The 20,070-nt window shown below is 50.3% G+C and carries 17 protein-coding genes; 8 read left to right on the forward strand and 9 right to left on the reverse strand.

Annotation, left to right across the window (positions count from 1 at the left end):
• Positions 1 to 137: 137 nt before the first annotated feature.
• The 3 genes from focA to pflA all read left to right on the forward strand — a co-directional run bounded on the left by focA (position 138) and on the right by pflA (position 4,263).
• On the forward strand, positions 138 to 995 hold the full coding sequence (gene focA, locus OGX95_RS02620; RefSeq protein ID WP_003831909.1) for a formate transporter FocA: 858 nt from the start codon (positions 138 to 140) through the stop codon (positions 993 to 995).
• A gap of 59 nt (positions 996 to 1,054) precedes the next feature.
• Complete coding sequence (gene pflB, locus OGX95_RS02625) at positions 1,055 to 3,337, forward strand: formate C-acetyltransferase (protein ID WP_137382814.1); 2,283 nt, start codon at positions 1,055 to 1,057, stop codon at positions 3,335 to 3,337.
• Positions 3,338 to 3,522: 185 nt separating this feature from the next.
• Positions 3,523 to 4,263 carry a pyruvate formate lyase 1-activating protein gene (pflA, locus tag OGX95_RS02630; protein ID WP_003035751.1) on the forward strand — a complete coding sequence of 247 codons (741 nt, stop codon included), beginning with the start codon at positions 3,523 to 3,525 and terminating at the stop codon, positions 4,261 to 4,263.
• A 336-nt stretch (positions 4,264 to 4,599) separates the two neighbouring features.
• Here the strand turns inward: pflA and OGX95_RS02635 are convergent, their stop codons facing one another.
• On the reverse strand, positions 4,600 to 5,448 hold the full coding sequence (locus OGX95_RS02635) for a MurR/RpiR family transcriptional regulator (RefSeq protein ID WP_286628217.1): 849 nt from the start codon (positions 5,446 to 5,448) through the stop codon (positions 4,600 to 4,602).
• Positions 5,449 to 5,568: 120 nt separating this feature from the next.
• On the opposite strand from OGX95_RS02635, the gene OGX95_RS02640 reads away from it, so the two are divergent.
• The 5 genes from OGX95_RS02640 to OGX95_RS02660 are packed head-to-tail and all read left to right on the forward strand — an operon-like array spanning position 5,569 to position 9,336.
• Complete coding sequence (locus OGX95_RS02640; RefSeq protein WP_286628218.1) at positions 5,569 to 5,844, forward strand: PTS sugar transporter subunit IIB; 276 nt, start codon at positions 5,569 to 5,571, stop codon at positions 5,842 to 5,844.
• 16 nt (positions 5,845 to 5,860) lie between these two features.
• Entirely contained in the window at positions 5,861 to 7,126 is a 1,266-nt protein-coding gene (gene ulaA, locus OGX95_RS02645; protein ID WP_286628219.1) for a PTS ascorbate transporter subunit IIC, read from the forward strand.
• A 12-nt stretch (positions 7,127 to 7,138) separates the two neighbouring features.
• The gene (locus OGX95_RS02650) at positions 7,139 to 7,936 is read left to right on the forward strand and encodes a transketolase (protein WP_286628220.1); all 798 of its coding nucleotides are present in this window, start codon (positions 7,139 to 7,141) and stop codon (positions 7,934 to 7,936) included.
• Positions 7,936 to 8,847 (forward strand): transketolase family protein, encoded by a 912-nt coding sequence (locus tag OGX95_RS02655; RefSeq protein ID WP_286628685.1) that lies wholly within the window; start codon positions 7,936 to 7,938, stop codon positions 8,845 to 8,847. Before OGX95_RS02650 ends, OGX95_RS02655 begins: the two co-directional genes overlap by 1 nt.
• A gap of 51 nt (positions 8,848 to 8,898) precedes the next feature.
• Positions 8,899 to 9,336, forward strand: a complete 438-nt coding sequence (locus OGX95_RS02660) for a PTS sugar transporter subunit IIA (protein WP_286628687.1) — start codon at positions 8,899 to 8,901, stop codon at positions 9,334 to 9,336.
• Between the two features lie 4 nt (positions 9,337 to 9,340).
• On the opposite strand, the gene OGX95_RS02665 is transcribed toward OGX95_RS02660, so the two are convergent.
• The 8 genes from OGX95_RS02665 to lolA form a co-directional block, all read right to left on the reverse strand.
• Entirely contained in the window at positions 9,341 to 10,762 is a 1,422-nt protein-coding gene (locus OGX95_RS02665) for an amino acid permease (RefSeq protein WP_286628221.1), read from the reverse strand.
• Positions 10,763 to 10,967: 205 nt separating this feature from the next.
• The gene (locus OGX95_RS02670) at positions 10,968 to 12,116 is read right to left on the reverse strand and encodes an MFS transporter (RefSeq protein ID WP_286628222.1); all 1,149 of its coding nucleotides are present in this window, start codon (positions 12,114 to 12,116) and stop codon (positions 10,968 to 10,970) included.
• Between the two features lie 330 nt (positions 12,117 to 12,446).
• Complete coding sequence (locus tag OGX95_RS02675) at positions 12,447 to 13,310, reverse strand: dimethyl sulfoxide reductase anchor subunit family protein (protein ID WP_286628223.1); 864 nt, start codon at positions 13,308 to 13,310, stop codon at positions 12,447 to 12,449.
• Position 13,311: 1 nt separating this feature from the next.
• The gene (locus tag OGX95_RS02680; protein ID WP_286628224.1) at positions 13,312 to 13,929 is read right to left on the reverse strand and encodes a DMSO/selenate family reductase complex B subunit; all 618 of its coding nucleotides are present in this window, start codon (positions 13,927 to 13,929) and stop codon (positions 13,312 to 13,314) included.
• A 10-nt stretch (positions 13,930 to 13,939) separates the two neighbouring features.
• The gene (gene dmsA / locus OGX95_RS02685) at positions 13,940 to 16,384 is read right to left on the reverse strand and encodes a dimethylsulfoxide reductase subunit A (RefSeq protein WP_286628225.1); all 2,445 of its coding nucleotides are present in this window, start codon (positions 16,382 to 16,384) and stop codon (positions 13,940 to 13,942) included.
• A 236-nt stretch (positions 16,385 to 16,620) separates the two neighbouring features.
• Positions 16,621 to 17,913, reverse strand: coding sequence for a serine--tRNA ligase (serS, locus tag OGX95_RS02690; RefSeq protein WP_003836908.1), 1,293 nt, complete (start codon positions 17,911 to 17,913; stop codon positions 16,621 to 16,623).
• 92 nt (positions 17,914 to 18,005) lie between these two features.
• Entirely contained in the window at positions 18,006 to 19,349 is a 1,344-nt protein-coding gene (gene rarA / locus OGX95_RS02695) for a replication-associated recombination protein RarA (RefSeq protein WP_286628226.1), read from the reverse strand.
• Positions 19,350 to 19,359: 10 nt separating this feature from the next.
• Complete coding sequence (lolA, locus tag OGX95_RS02700) at positions 19,360 to 19,971, reverse strand: outer membrane lipoprotein periplasmic chaperone LolA (protein ID WP_040233939.1); 612 nt, start codon at positions 19,969 to 19,971, stop codon at positions 19,360 to 19,362.
• Between the last annotated feature and the right edge of the window lie 99 nt (positions 19,972 to 20,070).

Raw genomic sequence — 20,070 nt, forward strand, 5'->3', positions numbered from 1 at the left:
AACAAGTTACACCGTAATCGCATAAAAACCATGCGTCTTGCGGGCCTATAAGCCAGGCGAGATATGATCTATATCAAATTCTCATCTATAATGCTTTGTTAGTATCTCGTCGCCGACTTAATAAAGAGAGAGTTAGTGTGAAAGCTGACAACCCTTTTGATCTTATACTTCCTGCTGCTATGGCCAAAGTTGCCGAAGAAGCAGGCGTCTATAAAGCAACGAAACATCCGCTTAAGACGTTCTATCTGGCAATTACTGCCGGTGTGTTCATTTCAATTGCCTTTGTTTTCTATATCACTGCCACGACCGGTACCGGCACAATGCCTTTCGGCATGGCAAAGTTGGTGGGTGGTATCTGCTTTTCCCTGGGGCTGATCCTTTGCGTTGTCTGCGGCGCTGACCTCTTCACTTCAACCGTACTGATTGTCGTCGCTAAAGCCAGTGGTCGTATTACCTGGGGTCAGTTAGCGAAGAACTGGCTTAACGTTTATGTCGGTAACCTGATTGGTGCGCTGATCTTTGTGTTACTCATGTGGCTTTCTGGCGAGTATATGACCGCCAACGGCGCGTGGGGACTCAACGTCCTGCAAACTGCCGACCACAAAGTGCACCATACTTTTGTTGAAGCTGTAAGCCTTGGTATTCTGGCTAACCTAATGGTGTGTCTGGCCGTCTGGATGAGCTACTCTGGCCGCAGCCTGATGGACAAAGCGTTTATCATGGTATTACCGGTCGCAATGTTTGTTGCCAGCGGTTTTGAGCACAGTATCGCAAACATGTTTATGATCCCTATGGGTATCGTAATACGCGATTTCGCCACCCCGGAATTCTGGACCGCTGTCGGTTCTTCTCCGGAGAATTTTTCTCACCTGACCGTGATGAATTTCATCACCGATAACCTGATTCCGGTTACGATCGGTAACATTATCGGCGGCGGTTTGTTGGTCGGGTTGACATACTGGGTCATTTACCTGCGTGGTAACGATCATCATTAATCTGTTGATGTTCATTACACGCAGTAAATAAAAAATCCACTTAAGAAGGTAGGTGTTACATGTCCGAGCTTAATGAAAAGTTAGCCACAGCCTGGGAAGGTTTTACCAAAGGTGATTGGCAGAATGAAGTAAACGTCCGTGACTTCATTCAGAAAAACTACACTCCGTATGAGGGTGATGAGTCCTTCCTGGCTGGCGCAACTGAAGCGACCACTGCACTGTGGGACAGCGTAATGGAAGGCGTTAAACAGGAAAACCGCACTCACGCGCCTGTTGACTTTGACACCTCCGTTGCTTCTACCATCACTTCTCACGACGCTGGCTACATCAACAAAGCGCTCGAGAAAATTGTTGGTCTGCAGACTGAAGCTCCGCTGAAACGTGCGATCATCCCGTTTGGCGGTATCAAAATGGTTGAAGGTTCCTGCAAAGCGTACAATCGCGAACTGGACCCGATGCTGAAAAAAATCTTCACCGAATACCGTAAAACCCACAACCAGGGTGTATTCGATGTTTATACCAAAGACATTCTGAACTGCCGTAAATCTGGTGTTCTGACTGGTCTGCCAGATGCGTATGGCCGTGGCCGTATCATCGGTGACTACCGTCGCGTTGCGCTGTACGGTATCGACTACCTGATGAAAGACAAATACGCTCAGTTCGTCTCTCTGCAATCAGACCTGGAAAATGGCGTAAACCTGGAAGCGACTATCCGTCTGCGTGAAGAAATCGCTGAACAGCACCGCGCTCTGGGTCAGATCAAAGAAATGGCTGCTAAATATGGCTGCGATATCTCTGGTCCGGCTACCAACGCTCAGGAAGCTATCCAGTGGACTTACTTCGGCTACCTGGCCGCTGTTAAATCTCAGAACGGTGCAGCAATGTCCTTCGGTCGTGTATCCACCTTCCTGGATGCTTACATCGAACGTGATATCAAAGCCGGCAAAATCACCGAGCAAGACGCTCAGGAAATGATTGACCACCTGGTCATGAAACTGCGTATGGTTCGTTTCCTGCGTACTCCTGAATATGATGAACTGTTCTCCGGTGACCCGATTTGGGCAACTGAATCTATCGGTGGTATGGGCGTTGACGGCCGTACTCTGGTTACCAAAAACAGCTTCCGCTTCCTGAACACCCTGTACACCATGGGTCCTTCTCCGGAGCCGAACATCACTGTTCTGTGGTCTGAAAAACTGCCTCTGAACTTCAAGAAATTCGCCGCTAAAGTGTCCATCGACACCTCTTCTCTGCAGTACGAGAACGATGACCTGATGCGTCCGGACTTCAACAACGACGACTACGCTATCGCTTGCTGCGTAAGCCCAATGGTTGTTGGTAAACAAATGCAGTTCTTCGGTGCGCGTGCTAACCTGGCGAAAACCATGCTGTACGCAATCAACGGCGGCGTTGATGAAAAACTGAAAATGCAGGTTGGTCCTAAATCTGAACCGATCAAAGGCGATGTTCTGAACTTCGACGAAGTCATGGATCGCATGGATCACTTCATGGACTGGCTGGCTAAACAGTACGTCACTGCACTGAACGTTATCCACTACATGCACGACAAGTACAGCTACGAAGCCTCTCTGATGGCGCTGCACGACCGTGACGTTATCCGCACTATGGCGTGTGGTATCGCTGGTCTGTCCGTTGCTGCTGACTCCCTGTCTGCAATCAAATATGCGAAAGTAAAACCGATTCGTGACGAAGACGGCCTGGCTGTTGACTTCGAAATCGAAGGCGAATACCCGCAGTTCGGTAACAACGACTCTCGCGTGGATGACATGGCGGTTGATCTGGTAGAACGTTTCATGAAGAAAATTCAGAAACTGACTACTTACCGCAACGCTATCCCAACTCAGTCTGTTCTGACCATCACTTCTAACGTTGTGTATGGTAAGAAAACCGGTAACACCCCAGATGGTCGTCGTGCTGGCGCGCCGTTCGGACCGGGTGCTAACCCAATGCACGGCCGTGACCAGAAAGGTGCTGTTGCCTCTCTGACCTCCGTTGCTAAACTGCCGTTTGCTTACGCTAAAGATGGTATCTCTTACACCTTCTCTATCGTTCCGAACGCACTGGGTAAAGACGACGAAGTTCGTAAGACCAACCTGGCGGGTCTGATGGATGGTTACTTCCACCATGAAGCGTCCATCGAAGGTGGTCAGCACCTGAACGTGAACGTCATGAACCGTGAAATGCTGCTGGATGCGATGGAACATCCGGAAAAATATCCGCAGCTGACCATCCGTGTTTCTGGCTACGCAGTACGTTTTAACTCCCTGACTAAAGAACAGCAGCAGGACGTTATTACTCGTACCTTCACTCAGACCATGTAATTGGTTTTGACTGAAATCGTACTTTAAAAAGCGTACAATAAAGGCTCCACGTAAGTGGGGCCTTTTTAATAGCCTGCTTTGTCAGCTATCTATACTTATGGATAACAGCCAAAACAGACTCGACACAGTTAATAACTGTGCACTAACACTGGCCCCGGATGGGCCACACCTGGAGAAACACCGCAATGTCAGTTATTGGTCGCATTCACTCCTTTGAATCCTGTGGCACTGTAGATGGCCCGGGCATCCGATTTATTACCTTCTTCCAGGGCTGCCTGATGCGCTGCCTGTACTGCCACAACCGTGATACATGGGATACGCACGGCGGTAAAGAAGTCACCGTCGATGAATTAATGAAAGAAGTCGTGACCTATCGTCACTTTATGAACGCATCCGGTGGTGGCGTAACGGCATCCGGCGGAGAGGCCATTCTCCAGGCTGAATTCGTCCGTGACTGGTTCCGTGCCTGTAAGAAAGAAGGTATTCATACCTGCCTTGATACTAACGGTTTTGTCCGCCGCTACGACCCGGTGATTGATGAGTTGCTGGAAGTGACCGATCTGGTGATGCTCGATCTGAAACAGATGAACGACGAGATCCACCAAAACCTGGTTGGCGTATCTAACCATCGCACACTGGAGTTTGCCCGCTACCTGTCCAACAAAGATATCAAAGTGTGGATCCGCTATGTTGTCGTACCTGGCTGGTCCGATGATGATGATTCAGCACACCGTTTGGGCGAATTTACCCGCGATATGGGCAATGTCGAAAAAATTGAACTGCTGCCATACCACGAGTTGGGTAAACACAAATGGGTGGCGATGGGTGAGGAATACAAACTGGATGGCGTGAAGCCCCCGAAAAAAGAGACCATGGAGCGCGTCAAAGGCATCCTTGAACAGTATGGTCATAAAGTGATGTACTAAGTTTACATCCCTACAAACGGCTGCCCAAAATGGCGGCCGTTTTGTTATCTACGCTCTCATATCCGGCAAACGAGCCATATCACAGGAAAGGACGTCATGCGGTTATTCATCTCTGGAGTCAATGGTGAGTTTTTATCAAAAGACACAAACCAGGCCGACAACATCGCTCCGATATGATGACAAGCAATATATCGTACCCAAGTACCTGAATAAGAACACCATAACGCCGGAAAACAAGACGATGGAACGCGGAAAAAAGTACTATGGACAGAAAGCGATATCCTCACTCTTCCGCCATCATTGTTGTCTTACAGACGGGACGCCAGAATCCAATCTTTACGACATGAAGTATTCCGACAGTTTATTGGTCACACTTTCAATTGAGAAAATACGTTTCTGATGCGCTTTACGGCACTGCACATAGCGTTCGTCCTGTTCTTCCAGCGCGCTCAGCATACGATCCGCCACCATCATCGCCCCAGCTATCTCCGCAAAACCCGATTCCCCTTCCCCCTGTAGCGCAACAGCCGCCTGCAAGTTCCAGTCCGAAAGCCGGTTTAATGGCGCAAACGATCCCCGCGTCAGTGAGACAATTTTAATCCCTTGTTCTTTCGCCAGCGCCAGTGCCTGCATCATATCGGTGGACACTTGCTCAGTATGGATAACAATAATCCCAGTCTTTTGGCTGTCGGCCAACGGCGAGATCGCCGCCGGATAGAATCTGTCGATATAACTGGCGACTTTCCCCATCTGCACCAGGTTTATCTGTAGAAACAACGCTACGGGTACAGCCGTCCCAACCGCATAAATCGCAATATTGCTGAGTGAGTTAAGCCAGGCTGCCACCGCCTGTAACTCGATGCTGTCGATAATTGCATTGCTGTCACGGACGCTGTCCAGTACCGCCGCCGTCTCTTCACACGCCCCGTCATCCGAGCGCGCCGCGCCCTGCTCTAACGCCAGCGCCGTTCTGAAATCAGAGAATCCTTTAAACCCAAAAGCACGGCAGAACCGGGTGATACTGCCCTCGCTGGTATCAATAGAATCCGCCAGCTCCGTTATCGTGTGCCGCATCACAAAATCAGGATTTTCCGTGATGAAACGCCCCACCTTTTCCAGGATCGGACTCAACCCTGAAGCCTCGTTTCTTATGTTAATCAACAAATTAGTGTCTATCTGACTCATTTTTGGCCTTTTTGCACAAAATGCAAATGCTGTCACATACTTCGCTCTGCTTTGTGATAATAATTTTTATCGCACCATAATAATTAAAAATAATTATTTTTACAAACAGGAGAACGTCTCATGAAAGGTCTGATCGTCTGCCGTACCGGTATGGGTAGCTCGCTAATGCTCAAAATAAAAGCGCAAAGAATTATCGATAAGCATAGCTGGGATATCGATCTTGAACATGATGTGCTGTCAGGCTTAAGGACCTGGCAGAACATCGACTTCGTGATCACTATGAGCGACCTCACCGACGAAGTTGAAGCCGCCGGGTTCAGGGCAATCGGCATTACCGATCTGATGAACAGCGAAGAGATGGAATCCGCGCTCACCAGCATCGTTCAAAATCACTAACCTCTCCGGGGGAAATATGGATTTCCTTAAGTTCATTGTATTCGACATTCTGGGTGTAACCCCACTTTTAGTTGGCTTTATTGCGTTAATCGGCTTGCTAATCCAGCGCAAACCTATCGAAAAGGTCCTTTCAGGCACCTTTAAAACCATCGTCGGATTTCTGGTCTTTGCCGGTGGCGCAGGACTAGCAGTGACCTCTCTCGGTAATTTTCAGACATTATTCAGCGATGGGTTTGGTCTGAAAGGTGTGATGCCACTGGCAGAAGCATTAACCGGGCTGGCGCAAACAAAATTTGCCATGTGCGTTTCGCTCATTATGGTCGTCGGTTTTGGCTGGAATCTGTTTTTTGCACGCTTCACGCCGTTCAAGTACATCTTCCTGACAGGCCAGCATAATCTTTATCTTTCCGCCTTATTAACCGTCACACTCAAAGCCCTCGGCTACAGTGATATGACAACAATTATTGTCGGCTCAGTATTACTGGGGCTGGCAGCCTGCATTTATCCTGCTATCGCCCAACCCTGGATGCGCAAAATCACGGGTAATGATGAAATTGCCATGGGCCATTACGTCACCCTGGCCTATGCGTTTTCAGGATGGATTGGCTCTAAAGTTGGTGACCCTAAACAGTCAACCGAAAAACTGAATCTTCCCGGGTGGTTGGGGATTTTTAAAGACTATATCGTCTCCGTTTCCATCTCCGTCAGTATTTTCTACTACATCGCGGCGCTTGCCGCAGGTAAAGAAGCAGTGACTGCCGCAGCGGGAGGAATGCACTGGCTGGTCTATCCGTTATTCCAGTCGCTCACGTTTACGGCATCGCTCTATATCATCATCACCGGCGTTCGTTTGTTATTGTCGGAAATCGTCCCAGCCTTTTTAGGCATCTCTGAAAAATTTATACCCAATGCCAAACCTGCGCTGGATTGTCCGGTGGTCTTTCCTTACGCCCCTACTGCCACGGTTTTAGGCTTTATTTCCTCTTTTATAGGAGGACTCGTGGTCATGGGCATACTCGCGTTAATTGGGCAAACGGTCATCATCCCCGTGGCTATCCCCTACTTCTTCATTGGTGCCACCGCCGCAGTATTCGGCAACGCATCCGGTGGCTGGAAAGGGGCAATTGCCGGGAGTTTTGTCACCGGCATATTAATTGGCATCGGCCCGGCACTCATCTACCCGATTATGGAATCAGTCGGTTTGTCCGGAACCAGCTTCCCGGAAACCGACTTCGTTGCACTCGGTTTAGTGGTGTATTACATCGGCAAAATGTTGCCTTGATAAGGAATGAACATGAATATTGACGAACTAAAATCCCACGCGCAGGCCGCTCGCCGGGATATTGTCTCCATGATTTATGAATCAGGCATTGGCCACCCTGGCGGTGCGTTATCCATTATCGATATTCTGACCTGGATTTACGATCAGGAAGTAGATTTGACCGCATCGCCCCGTGCCCGTGTAGTGATGAGTAAAGGCCATGCCGTGGCTGCCCAATACGCCCTGCTGCATCAAAAAGGCAACATTGCACGTAGCGAATTTAAGTCCTTCCGGCAGATTAACTCGCGTTTGCAAGGGCATCCCAGCATCAAATCTATGCCAGAGGTCGATGCCACAACGGGTCTGTTGGGCCAGGGATTATCCATTGCTTTCGGTATGGCGGCAGCGAAAAAGCAACATGGTGAACCGCAGCGCGTCTTCGCCATTATCGGCGATGGTGAAATGCACGAAGGCCAAATATGGGAAACGTTGCAACAGGCCGGTCATATGAAAATGGATAACCTGGTGGCAATTATCGACTACAACGGTTTCTCTTCCCATGACCCGGTCAATCAGGTGGTGAATCTGGAGCCGCTGGCCGACAAAGTACGCCTTTTTGGCTGGCATGTACTCGAACTTCATAACGGCAACGGTATGCATCAGGTGGCCGACACCTTCATGCTATCACGGCATCTGAAAGGGAAACCCATTGCGATTATTGCACATACCACCAAAGGCAGCGGTGTTAGCTACATGGAAAATAACGGCGACTGGCATTCAAAAACCCCAACCACCGAACAATATCAACAGGCTATGGAGGAGCTGCAATGATGAAAGCACCCCGCGATGAAATCGGTAACGCCCTGATTGCGCTGAAACAGCAAGGCTATCCCATTGTCGCCATCGACAGCGATTTAGCCAGCTCAACGCGCACCGACCAGTTTCAGGCAGCCTATCCGGACGCGTTCTTTGAAATGGGGATCGCCGAAGGTTCAGCAATGAGCTTTGCTGTGGGCCAGGCACTGGAAGGCAATATTCCTTTCTATGTGAACTTCGCCATGTTTGTGACAGGCACGGCCTGGACTCAACTACGTCAGGCCTGCTATGCCAATGCCAATATTAAACTGGTCGGCAGTCATCCCGGGATGGATGATGGCCCGGATGGTGCCTCCCATCACGCCCTGGAAGATCTCGCATTAACCCGTGTTTTACCCGGGATCACCATTCTGACGCCTGCTGATGCCGAAGAAGTTGCAGAAGCCTTTGAGCAAGCAGTGAGAATTGCTGGACCGGTTTATATTCGCGTTGCTCGCGAACCGATGCCCGTGCGCGATAAATCTATTGTTCCCCGAGTGACTGATATTGACGCCGTGGAGAACGCAGGCAACGACTTTGCCATTCTTTATGAAGGGACCGTGCTTGAACAAGCGAGTACAGGTTACACCCAACTAAGCACGCAAGGGAAACGGGGAAAACTCATTCATGTCGCCACGCTAAAACCGTTTAACCGCCAGCGTTTCCTGCAGCTGGTTGCCGATTGTCCGCGTATCGTCACGATTGAAAACCATACCATTACGGGTGGGCTTGGCGGACAAATTGCTGAAGTTCTGGCCGAGGAGGGATTAAGTACGCGATTACACCGTCTTGGGACTCGGGACACATTTACCGAATCGGGCAACAGCCGACAATTAAAAGAGAAATACGGAATTTCAGCCTCTGCAATTTGTGAAGCACTCAAATAATCGGCTGGGCAGACCGTAACACGGTCTGCCCACTGAAATAAGGATAAAATGATGGTCTCTACGCTGTTTTCAGCCTGTCAGTTTCAGGAACAATGCCACACCTGGCAGGAGGCAGTACAACTGGCTTGTCATCCTCTGGAAGAACAAGGGGCAATTACAAATGGGTATACTCAGGCGATCATCCGTGAAACAGAACGACACGGTCCATGGTATATATTAAGCCCGGAGTTTGCCCTGCCTCATGCTCGCCCGGAAGAAGGAGTGCTCAGCAGTAAAACGCACCTGTCGCTTCTGTGCCTGAAAGAGGCAGTACCATTTCCTGGACACCCGGATGTACGGCTAATAATTATTCTTGCCGCAGCCAACAGCACTCAACATATCGAAATGATTCAGCAGTTGGTGTGCTGGCTGGATGAAGCTGAGCGCTTACAGCAGTTATCCCATACTACCAGCCTGGCGCAACTTCACTCCACTCTTGAAGAGCGTTAGTTCATTATAGTTTCCTACGTGCCAGCAACGGGAAAATTAAGCCCAGTCCGACCAGCACAAACGGCGTCACAATGTTCAGCGTGAGCTGGAATGTCCACTCTGGAGTAAAGGCTTCCATTTTCGGAAAGATCCCCGTGAGGCAGGCAAACGCAGTAAACGCAAAACACCAAATTCCCACCGTCATCGCCAGAGAGCGGTTACGAATGAAGACATATTCCGGTTTATATTTCTGCGCCAGACGAATAACGGCAATAAAGGCCACAAACACCCACAGATAGCGCAGAGGCATCACCACTGAATTCAGATTCAGCAACCATTTATACAAATTGTTCATGTCACCGATACCCAGCGTTGGCAACATAATCAAAATGGCCACCAGCACCAGTGTCAGAATATAGCCATTCACCGGTGTACCAGAGGCATTCGTTTTACACAGGCTTTCAGGAATATATTTGCGATCGGCATCGCCCAGTAAAATTTTAAGCGGTGCATCAATAGAAAACACCAAAGCCGCAATTTGACCTAACGTGTTGGCAACTGCATAAATAACCATCAATGTGTTACCCATGCCGTAATACTCCCCGAGTTTCTGGAAAGCGTAATACTGGCCATTCGTCATTAAGTCATCAGGAATATGCTGAGAGTCAAACATCATCCCCATTGCCAGAGAACCCAGGATAGCACACACCGCTACCATAACCGCCAGAACTAACATCCCTTTCGGGAACTCTTTGCCAGGGTTACGCGTCTGGTTAACGTATGGAGAGATTTTCTCCGCGCCACCGACTGCAAAGACCAGCATCGAGATCGTTGTGATATAGGTAAAATCGATATGCGGGATAAAAGATTCCCAGGTGATATTGGTTGTGGCGATCTGCACATCAGTAATCGCCGGAGCGGTGACGGCCATTACGACATACAGAATGGACATCACAAACATCGCGATCCCCGCGACCGATCCAACGATTTTAAGCGATTTCATGCCACGGGATGCAACCCACATGAAAAAGACAAACAGCGCTAACGTCAGCCCCTGCAACGCCACCACGGTGTACTCTTTAATCAGCGAGCCATCGCCTTTCAGCGCCCATCCCAGAGCAATCAGAATAGCCTGTGGCTTTTGCGCCAGATAAGGGATATGCACCACCCAATAGGTCCACGCTGCGAGATAAGCCAGCCCCGGTCCCATTGTGTGTTTAATCCATGTACTAACCCCACCTTTACCGTCTTTAAACGTGGAGCCAAGTTGTCCGACAATCAGTGCATAAGGGATAAAATAGAGGGCGAAAATAAATATCCATGAAGAGACAACCACTAATCCCTGATTAGCATAGTTGTTTACAACATTACCGAATCCCCATACGGTAATAAAAGACATCAATGCGATGTTGTACCACCGCAATTGTTTTTCCTGCACACTTGCCATTGGCGATCCTTCGTAGACGCTATTTTTGATAATCAATAAATGAAGCGAGGGATTATGCGCGGTAAAATGGCCAAGCGGAAACGGCAGAATGTAAAACTATAATCTTCTGCACATTTTATTTTCAGGAAAGAATAGCGATGATTAAATAAAACAGGCTCCCATAAACAGCATGTATGGGAACCTGTTTTTATCCTGTTAAATCAGATCAGATATGCGCCACAGAATTCGGTGTATGCCCAGTCTTACGCAGCAGCATCAGTAAATAAATAAACGATACGCTGGCAATCATGATAAACAGTAAACTGTCAGAATAATTTTGCATCAGCATTGCGGTAAATGACGGCCCAAGCAGGCTACCCACGGTATAGCTTAATAATAATGCCTGGTTCATCGCGACCAACTGATGATGTTCTACTTTCTCGCAGGCCCAGGCCATCGCGACCGGATAAAGGGTGAAACCTGCCGCGCCCAGCATAAACAATGCAGGTGCCATCGCCGCCTGATTTAGCATGGCAATACTCCCGACGATCACTACAAATACCTGGACGCGCAAAACCAGCAGACGACCTAACTTATCGGCCAGGCGACCAATTGGCCATTGTCCCAGAATACCTGCACTGACCAGTACCGCCATCCAGAAACCAATGCTGGCATTGCTGACACCCTGATGGTTGAGGTACAGCGGCATCAGACCATACAACGACCCCAGCACAATCCCGGAGATAATGCAGCCATTCACACCCAGACGGGCCTGGCGAAGCTTCAGCATAGAGACAATGGGGGGTGACTGTTGTTCATCACCCTGCTGATTCACAATGCGGGTAAAGAGCAGCGGTAATACTCCGGCAAGGATAGTGCCGGTTACCCACGGCAGAACATTCATTAATTCTGTCGAGACTTTACTGACCAATAATTGCCCCAAAAACGTCCCCACGTAATAGACCATCATATAAGCGGCAAGTAAGCGTCCACGGTTACGCGACGTCCCGCTGCACATCAACGCACTTTCCACCACCACCCAGATCATGGCACAACCGATCCCCGCAATAAAACGCCAGGTCATCCAGCTCCAAAAACCTACCATGACACCCAGCCCGACACAGCCCGCGGCAAAAATAAGCGAAGCGATGTAATAGCTGCGGTTAAAACCGAGGTGTTTAATTAAATACCCGGTCAATAACGTCCCAACCAAATTTCCGGTGAAATAAGACGAACTGACCACGCCTACCTGCCAGGTTGGCAGATTTTCATGGGCGAGCCAAAGCGGGACGAGCGTGTTTAACACGGCGATCGCCAGGGTCAACAGAAGCAGCCCGCACAGCAATAGCATAACGGGACGGGTATAGGTGGACATGAATAAAAACCGTGAGGAAGTTCAAATTTCATGCGCATCATGCCACTGCAAAAAACATTGTCAATCGGCGCAATCAGGGACCTGAGGCGCTTTCAGGGGGATCGATTCGTATTACTGATTCTTAACGCGGATTGATAAAAAATGGGAAAATACATCTATTTGTTTTAATTGATCTAAAACAAAATTGCCCCGCTACGTTCAGTCGAAAAAATTCATGGATAATCGGCATCTTTTATTTGCGAGATGACCGTATTAACGCTTTATCCGACCTACAAGTTCCGAACTGCAATTTGTAGGCCGGACAAGCGCGATGCCATTCGCATTTTCAGGTTAGCTGGCGACCGCCATGCCGACGGTCATATGCAGACCATAGAACACACCGCGGCCAATCAGCTCACCGACTAACAGCAGAATAAACGCGACGGAAAGCAGCGGTATTGCCGGTTGGTAGCCCTTCACCTGCGGAACAATCCAGCAGCACAACGCTAAAGCCAGTGCCACAATCCGCCATGCCATCAGCGAACCGTAGTCCGGTACCAGCGCAGACGCCTGCTGAATGGAACTGTGGATTGTCGCCAGTTCGGCCCCCTGCATCACGGACATGATGCCGCTTACGACCAGCGCAAGCACTGAAATAGCAGGCAGCAGTCGCATCGCCCAGCCGTCAATTCCGGCAACGCGTAATAGCAGATATCCCAGCAGCGGACCTCCCATGAACAACGTCAGGAAGAACCCAATCGGCGTCCAGACACTATACCAGGTAGGCACCGTATCAATAGTGTTATATACGCGCACCATCATCCAGACAAAAACTACGCCCAGCACCATGGTGAGAACTAACCACAGATTGCGTAGCGCTGGCGACATTTTTTTCAACACCGCCAGTAGCCAGCCAAGACCACCAACGGCAAAGAAGATCGAGCCACTGGCGATTTCGTTACTTAGCGCAGAAGAACCGACACGGTTGAGGGAGTTAAACGCCCGCATCGGTGAGCCCAGGTGAAGCATGGAAGCAATAAAACCGATACCCATCAATACCCACAGACCAAACATGCAGGCAACCACACGCTGTTGTGAATCAGTGCGTAAGTCCCCTTTCATCAGCGCCAGCGCCAGAACAATAAAGCCACCCACAACACACTGCCCGAAAACAGTGAAGATCATCAGCGGCCACTCATGCCATCCACTTCCCATCTTACACCTCCTTCGGATTAGCCAGATAACCCGTGGTATCCCCGGTCGGGCGGCTATTGGCATTGGGTTTGATGACGATGCTCGGTTTGGTAAAGTGCGCACCAGGTAACGGCGCAACCGCAGCCAGGGTGCCGTGTTTTTTACGCAGTTCCTCTATCGGGCCGAAGTCCAGCGCACGCAGCGGGCAGGATTCGACACAGATGGGTTTCTTACCCTCAGCAACGCGTTCATGACAGCCATCGCACTTGGTCATGTGTCCTTTGTCCGCATTGTATTGCGGTGCGCCATACGGGCAGGCCATGTGGCAATAGCGGCAGCCAATGCACACGTCCTCATCCACGACCACAAAACCATCTTCACGTTTGTGCATCGCGCCGCTTGGACAAACCTTGGTACAGGCCGGGTCTTCACAGTGGTTACACGCAATGGAGAGGTAGTAGGCAAAAACGTTCTGGTGCCAGACACCGTTATCTTCCTGCCAGTCACCGCCAGCGTATTCGTATATACGGCGGAAACTGACGTCCGGCGTTAAATTTTTGAAGTCTTTGCAGGCCAGTTCGCAAGTTTTGCAACCGGTGCAACGGCTGGAATCAATAAAAAATCCATACTGGGTTGTCATCGGTTACTCCTTACACCTTTTCAACCTGAACAAGGTTCGTATGTGATGGGTTCCCCTTAGCGAGAGGAGAAGGTCGCTGGGTCGTCAGCACGTTAATACAACCGCCCTGATCCACACGCTTCACATCCGGGTCATACCAGGCACCCTCACCCAACGCTACAACGCCAGGCATCATACGCGGGGTAACTTTAGCCTCAATATGCACTTCACCACGGTCGTTAAAGATACGTACCTTGTCACCGTTGTTAATACCACGTCGCTGTGCATCCATCGGGTTAATCCACATTTCCTGGCGACAGGACGCTTTCAGAACGTCAACGTTGCCATAGGTCGAATGGACGCGAGATTTGTAGTGGAAACCCGTCAATTGCAGAGGGAATTTTTCCACCAGTGGATCGTTTAAGCTTTCAAAGCCCGGTGTATAAATCGGTAATGGATCGATCACATCGCCTTCCGGCAGTTCCCAGGTTGCGGCGATTTCTGCCAGCGCTTGAGAATAAATTTCAATCTTACCTGACGGCGTGGTCAGCGGATTGGCTTTGGGATCTTCACGAAACGCTTTATACGCCACGTGATGTCCTTCAGGATCACGCTGCTTGAAAATGCCCTGCTTACGGAACTCTTCAAATGTCGGCAGTTCCGGTATAGCCTTGCGCGACTGTTCATACAGATGACGCATCCACTCTTCCTGAGTACGGCCTTCCGTAAACTGTTGCTCGACGCCAAGGCGTTTTGCCAGCTCGCTGGTCATTTGGTAGATAGTCTTGCATTCAAAACGTGGCTTGATTGCCTGATCGGTGAAAATCACGTAGGACATATTCCCGCAAGATGCATCCAGTGCGAAGTCCATCTGCTCAGAAGCCGTGCAGTCTGGCAGCAGAATATCGGCATATTTCGCCGAGGAGGTCATATGGCAGTCGATAACGACGATCATTTCGCACTTCTTATCATCCTGCAGGATTTCATGCGTGCGGTTGATATCAGAGTGCTGATTAATAAGACAGTTACCGGCATAGTTCCAGATCATCTTAATCGGAACGTCGAGCTTATCCTTACCACGAACACCGTCGCGCAGCGCCGTCATTTCCGGACCACGCTCAATGGCATCCGTCCACATAAACATTGAGATGCTGGTTTCAACAGGGTTTTCCAGCGTTGGCATACGCTCAAACGGCAAATCGTAGGATCCCTCGCGTGCACCGCTGTTGCCGCCGTTAATACCAACGTTGCCGGTCAGAATGGCCAACATCGAAATGGCACGGGTCGCAATCTCACCGTTGGCGTGACGCTGCGGCCCCCAGCCCTGGCTAATGTAGGCGGGTTTCGCACTACCAATTTCACGTGCCAACTTAACAATTCGCTCAGCAGGAATACCGGTTATCTGCGCAGCCCATTCCGGGGTCTTCGCGACACCGTCTTTACCCTGACCGAGAATATACGCCTTATAGTGACCGTTCTTCGGCGCGCCCGCCGGGAGGGTTTTTTCGTCATAGCCCACGCAGTACTTATCGAGGAACGGTTGATCAACCATATTCTCGCTGATCAGCACATAGGCAATACCGTTAACCAGCGCGGCATCCGTACCCGGTCGAATGGGGATCCATTCATCCTCGCGTCCCGCACCGGTATCCGTGTAGCGGGGATCGATGATGATCATGCGGGCATTAGATTTCTGCCGCGCCTGTTCAAGGTAATAGGTCACCCCACCACCGCTCATACGAGTTTCGCCTGGGTTATTACCAAACAAGACAACGAGCTTACTGTTTTCAATGTCAGATGGGCTGTTACCATCTGCCCAGCCGCCATAGGTATAGTTCAGTCCTGCCGCGATTTGCGCAGAAGAATAATCCCCATAGTGGTTCAGGTAACCGCCGCAACAGTTCATTAAACGTGCCACCAGCGTTTTACCCGGTGGCCATGAGCGTGTCATCGTGCCACCCAGCGTACCGGTCCCATAGTTAAGATAGATAGACTCGTTACCGTAGTCTTTAATCAGACGCTGCATAGTGCTGGCGATGATATCGTAGGCTTCATCCCAACTGATGCGCTCAAATTTACCTTCACCGCGTTTGCCGACACGCTTCATTGGGTATTTCAGACGATCGGGATTATAAACTCGACGGCGCATGGACCGACCACGCAGGCAGGCACGAACCTGATGCAAGCCGTCATAGTTATCATCGCCCGTGTTGTCGGTCTCGACATATTTGATTTCACCGTCTACGACATGCATACGTAGCGGACAGCGGCTACCGCAGTTTACCGTACACGCACTCCAGATCACTTTCTCATTGATCGGTGACGGGTTAATGGCATCTGCTGCATTGGCAATACGGGTAAATGGCAGGGTAAACGCGCTACTGGCTACTGCCAGTCCGCCTATCGCCGTCGTTTTTACCAAACTGCGACGACTCACCTCAGCTGCCAGCACGGCATCGGGGATCTTAGTTTTCATAGTGGCTCACTCTGCTGCTCACAATAAACAAAAAGGGAATGTTCGTTGTATAGTCGTTTATATATCGACATTATCGTTATACAGACCGTTATATAGCGAATTTATGCAAAGACAGAGATAAATACTGACTTTCATTCGAAGGCAGTATTACCACCAATGGAGTAAGGGTTATTGTCCGGCATCAAACGGGCGTAAAAAAAGCGCCCTGAGGCGCTTTTTTAGCAAGGAAAAATGACTTAACCGATGAATTCCAGGCCATTCATGTACGGACGTAATACTTCCGGTACCTGAATACGGCCATCAGCTTGCTGGTAGTTTTCCATAACGGCAACCAGCGTACGTCCCACTGCCAGACCAGAACCGTTCAGCGTATGCACTAAACGTGTTTTCTTGTCAGATTTGCTACGACAACGCGCCTGCATGCGGCGAGCCTGGAAATCCCACACGTTGGAGCAGGAGGAAATTTCACGATAGGTATTCTGTGCCGGGATCCACACTTCCAGATCGTAGGTTTTGCATGCGCCGAAGCCCATGTCACCAGTACACAGAATGATCTTACGGTACGGCAGGCCCAGCAGCTGGAGGACTTTTTCAGCATGACCGGTCATCTCTTCCAGCGCGTCCATAGAATCTTCAGGACGAACAATCTGCACCATCTCAACTTTGTCGAACTGGTGCATACGGATCAGACCGCGGGTATCACGACCGTAAGAACCGGCCTCAGAACGGAAGCATGGCGTATGCGCAGTCATTTTGATTGGCAACGCGTCTTCGTCAATGATTTCATCGCGTACCAGGTTGGTCAGCGGAACTTCTGCCGTTGGGATCAGCGCATAGTTGCTGCTGTCAGCTTCTTCATCCAGCGGACGCGTATGGAACAGATCGCCAGCAAATTTCGGCAACTGACCGGTACCGTACAGCGTGTCATGGTTGACCAGATACGGAACGTAGTTTTCACTGTAGCCATGTTGTTCAGTATGCAGATCCAGCATGAACTGAGACAGCGCACGGTGCATACGCGCAATCTGCCCTTTCATGACAACAAAACGAGAGCCGGTCAGTTTAACCGCAGCGGCGAAATCAAGACCTGTGTGCATTTCACCCAGCGTCACGTGATCGCGCACTTCGAAATCGAACTCACGCGGGGTACCCCAGCGGCTAACTTCAACGTTGTCATTCTCATCTTTACCTACCGGAACCTCGTCCGCTGGCAGGTTAGGAATGGTCAGCGCGATGTCGCGGATCTCGGCCTGTAAGGTATCAAGTTCAGCTTTCGCGGCATCCAGCTCTTCGCCCAGTTTGTTCACTTCCAGACGTAAAGACTCGATATCTTCCCCGCGCGCTTTTGCCTGGCCGATGGATTTCGATCGAGAGTTACGCTCTGCCTGCAGGTTTTCAGTTTGTACCTGCAAAACTTTACGACGCTCTTCAAGAGCGCGCAGCTTATCTACATCCAGCTTAAAGCCCCGGCTTGCCAGTTTTTCTGCGACTGCGTCTGGCTCATTACGCAGCAGATTGGGATCGAGCATGCTTATCCTGTGCTTATCGAATTAAAATAGGAGAAAGTGACCACAGCCTGCGATCACAGGGATACATCGACAACATTACCGCAACGATAACACTAACGGTAGCGTTTTATAGGGCTATTTTGATCCTGTCCGGCGAGCCAGGCGAGCTTTTCGCCAATCTTGCCCTCAAGACCTCTGTTTGTCGGGTGATAATAGCGCGTTTGTGCCATTTCCTGCGGGAAGTATTCTTCTCCGGCAGCGTAGGCATTTGGCTCATCATGGGCGTAACGATATTCCTGGCCATAACCCATCTCTTTCATGAGCTTCGTCGGCGCGTTACGCAAGTGCACCGGTACGTCGTAATCTGGGCGTTCACGGGCATCTGCCAGAGCGGCTTTAAAGGCGGTGTATACCGCATTACTTTTCGGCGCGCAGGCCAGATAGACAATCGCCTGAGCAATCGCTCGTTCACCTTCCGCAGGACCTACGCGGGTGAAACAATCCCATGCCGAAATGGCCACTTGCATAGCGCGAGGGTCGGCATTTCCCACATCTTCAGAGGCAATTGCCAAACAGCGCCGGGCAACGTAGAGCGGGTCACCGCCTGCGCTAATGATGCGGGCATACCAGTAAAGAGCCGCATCCGGTGCACTACCGCGAACCGACTTATGTAATGCTGAGATCAGGTCGTAAAAACGATCGCCTTTATTATCGAAACGCGCGCTACGTTCACCGGCAATCTCAGTCAGCAATGTAGCGTGTAAAACGCGTTTTCCGCTGTCATCCACTTCGGCCATGTCGGCCATCATTTCCAGCGTATTTAACGCCCGCCGCGCGTCACCGTTTACCAGTTCAGCAATCGCCCGACGCGTTTCGTCCGGCAAAACGATATCCTGGCCGCCATAACCTCGCGCTTTATCTGACATCGCCTGATCCAACACCTGCTCGATATCTTCGGTGGTCAATGATTTCAGTAAATAAACGCGCGCCCGCGACAGCAGCGCCGAGTTCAGTTCAAATGAGGGATTTTCGGTGGTCGCCCCAATAAACGTAATCGTGCCATCTTCAATATGTGGAAGAAAAGCGTCCTGCTGGCTTTTATTAAAGCGGTGAACTTCGTCCACGAACAGTATTGTACGTCGGCCGGCATTACGGTTCTGACGCGCACGTTCAATCGCTTCGCGAATTTCCTTCACACCCGAGGTGACGGCTGAAATACGTTCAACATCAGCGTTCGCATAACGGGCAATTACTTCGGCAAGTGTGGTCTTTCCCGTTCCTGGCGGTCCCCATAAAATCATGGAGTGCAGGTGTCCGGCCTCGATGGCGCGCGGCAAAGGCTTGCCCGCAGCCAGCAGATGTTGTTGGCCGATATACTGCGCTAAATTTTCTGGCCGCATACGCGCGGCCAGGGGTTGAAAGGTATTATCAGAAAAATCGAGCGACAGGTTGCCCACTCACGCGCCTCTACTTACGTTGATCGTCTACCGTTACGCCTTGTGGCGGGGTAAAGGTGAATTTTGATGGTTCGATCGCGCCGTTCTGCTGCGATTTCAACTGGTAGCTACTACGCTGATCGTCCTGTTCAACAGCACTAAACTGATGAATTGTTCCGTCGCGTCCAACATTGATGGTGAACTGCTTCAGGTTGCCGCTGCTGGTTTTAGGCGTCAGCACAAAATCATCGCCGTTTTGCTTAATATTATACTGCTGCCAGTCGCTGGACTGGTTACGCGCAATCAGCATAAACGGCGTGTTACCTGTGGCATCTTTCAGCCAGGTCGCCGTCGCCTGCTCAACAAACGGGTTGAAGAACCACAGTGTTTTACCATCAGAGACCAGAATGCTTTCGTCAGGCTGTGTCATATGCCAGTTAAACAGATTCGGACGTTTAACCCATAAATCACCCTGGCCTTCCTGTACCGCTGCGCCGCTACCATCCGTTACTTTCTGGGTAAAACTGGCGTGGAAGCTGCTGACTTTATCCAGACGGCTTTTCAGGTCGCTGGCGGCGTCAGCCCAAACGCTGCTCACCACAAAGCTCGACAATAATGCACAGGTGATTGCGATTCTTTTCATCGTTATTCCTCAAAATACGTCACTCCCAACGGGGAGCTCCTTCTGCTATCCATTTCAGGCCAAAAATCAGCATGAGGAAAGTAGAAAATACTGAATTAC

The organism is Citrobacter sp. Cu233, from assembly GCF_030332225.1.
GTDB lineage: Bacteria > Pseudomonadota > Gammaproteobacteria > Enterobacterales > Enterobacteriaceae > Citrobacter.

Excerpts from the sequence above, each read along its gene's own strand:
- pflB (WP_137382814.1), top strand. The coding sequence starts at position 1,055 with ATGTCCGAGCTTAATGAAAAGTTAGCCACAGCCTGGGAAGGTTTTACC.
- pflA (WP_003035751.1), top strand. The coding sequence starts at position 3,523 with ATGTCAGTTATTGGTCGCATTCACTCCTTTGAATCCTGTGGCACTGTA.
- OGX95_RS02635 (WP_286628217.1), bottom strand. The coding sequence starts at position 5,448 with ATGAGTCAGATAGACACTAATTTGTTGATTAACATAAGAAACGAGGCT.
- OGX95_RS02640 (WP_286628218.1), top strand. The coding sequence starts at position 5,569 with ATGAAAGGTCTGATCGTCTGCCGTACCGGTATGGGTAGCTCGCTAATG.
- ulaA (WP_286628219.1), top strand. The coding sequence starts at position 5,861 with ATGGATTTCCTTAAGTTCATTGTATTCGACATTCTGGGTGTAACCCCA.
- OGX95_RS02650 (WP_286628220.1), top strand. The coding sequence starts at position 7,139 with ATGAATATTGACGAACTAAAATCCCACGCGCAGGCCGCTCGCCGGGAT.
- OGX95_RS02655 (WP_286628685.1), top strand. The coding sequence starts at position 7,936 with ATGAAAGCACCCCGCGATGAAATCGGTAACGCCCTGATTGCGCTGAAA.
- OGX95_RS02660 (WP_286628687.1), top strand. The coding sequence starts at position 8,899 with ATGGTCTCTACGCTGTTTTCAGCCTGTCAGTTTCAGGAACAATGCCAC.
- OGX95_RS02665 (WP_286628221.1), bottom strand. The coding sequence starts at position 10,762 with ATGGCAAGTGTGCAGGAAAAACAATTGCGGTGGTACAACATCGCATTG.
- OGX95_RS02670 (WP_286628222.1), bottom strand. The coding sequence starts at position 12,116 with ATGTCCACCTATACCCGTCCCGTTATGCTATTGCTGTGCGGGCTGCTT.
- OGX95_RS02675 (WP_286628223.1), bottom strand. The coding sequence starts at position 13,310 with ATGGGAAGTGGATGGCATGAGTGGCCGCTGATGATCTTCACTGTTTTC.
- OGX95_RS02680 (WP_286628224.1), bottom strand. The coding sequence starts at position 13,929 with ATGACAACCCAGTATGGATTTTTTATTGATTCCAGCCGTTGCACCGGT.
- dmsA (WP_286628225.1), bottom strand. The coding sequence starts at position 16,384 with ATGAAAACTAAGATCCCCGATGCCGTGCTGGCAGCTGAGGTGAGTCGT.
- serS (WP_003836908.1), bottom strand. The coding sequence starts at position 17,913 with ATGCTCGATCCCAATCTGCTGCGTAATGAGCCAGACGCAGTCGCAGAA.
- lolA (WP_040233939.1), bottom strand. The coding sequence starts at position 19,971 with ATGAAAAGAATCGCAATCACCTGTGCATTATTGTCGAGCTTTGTGGTG.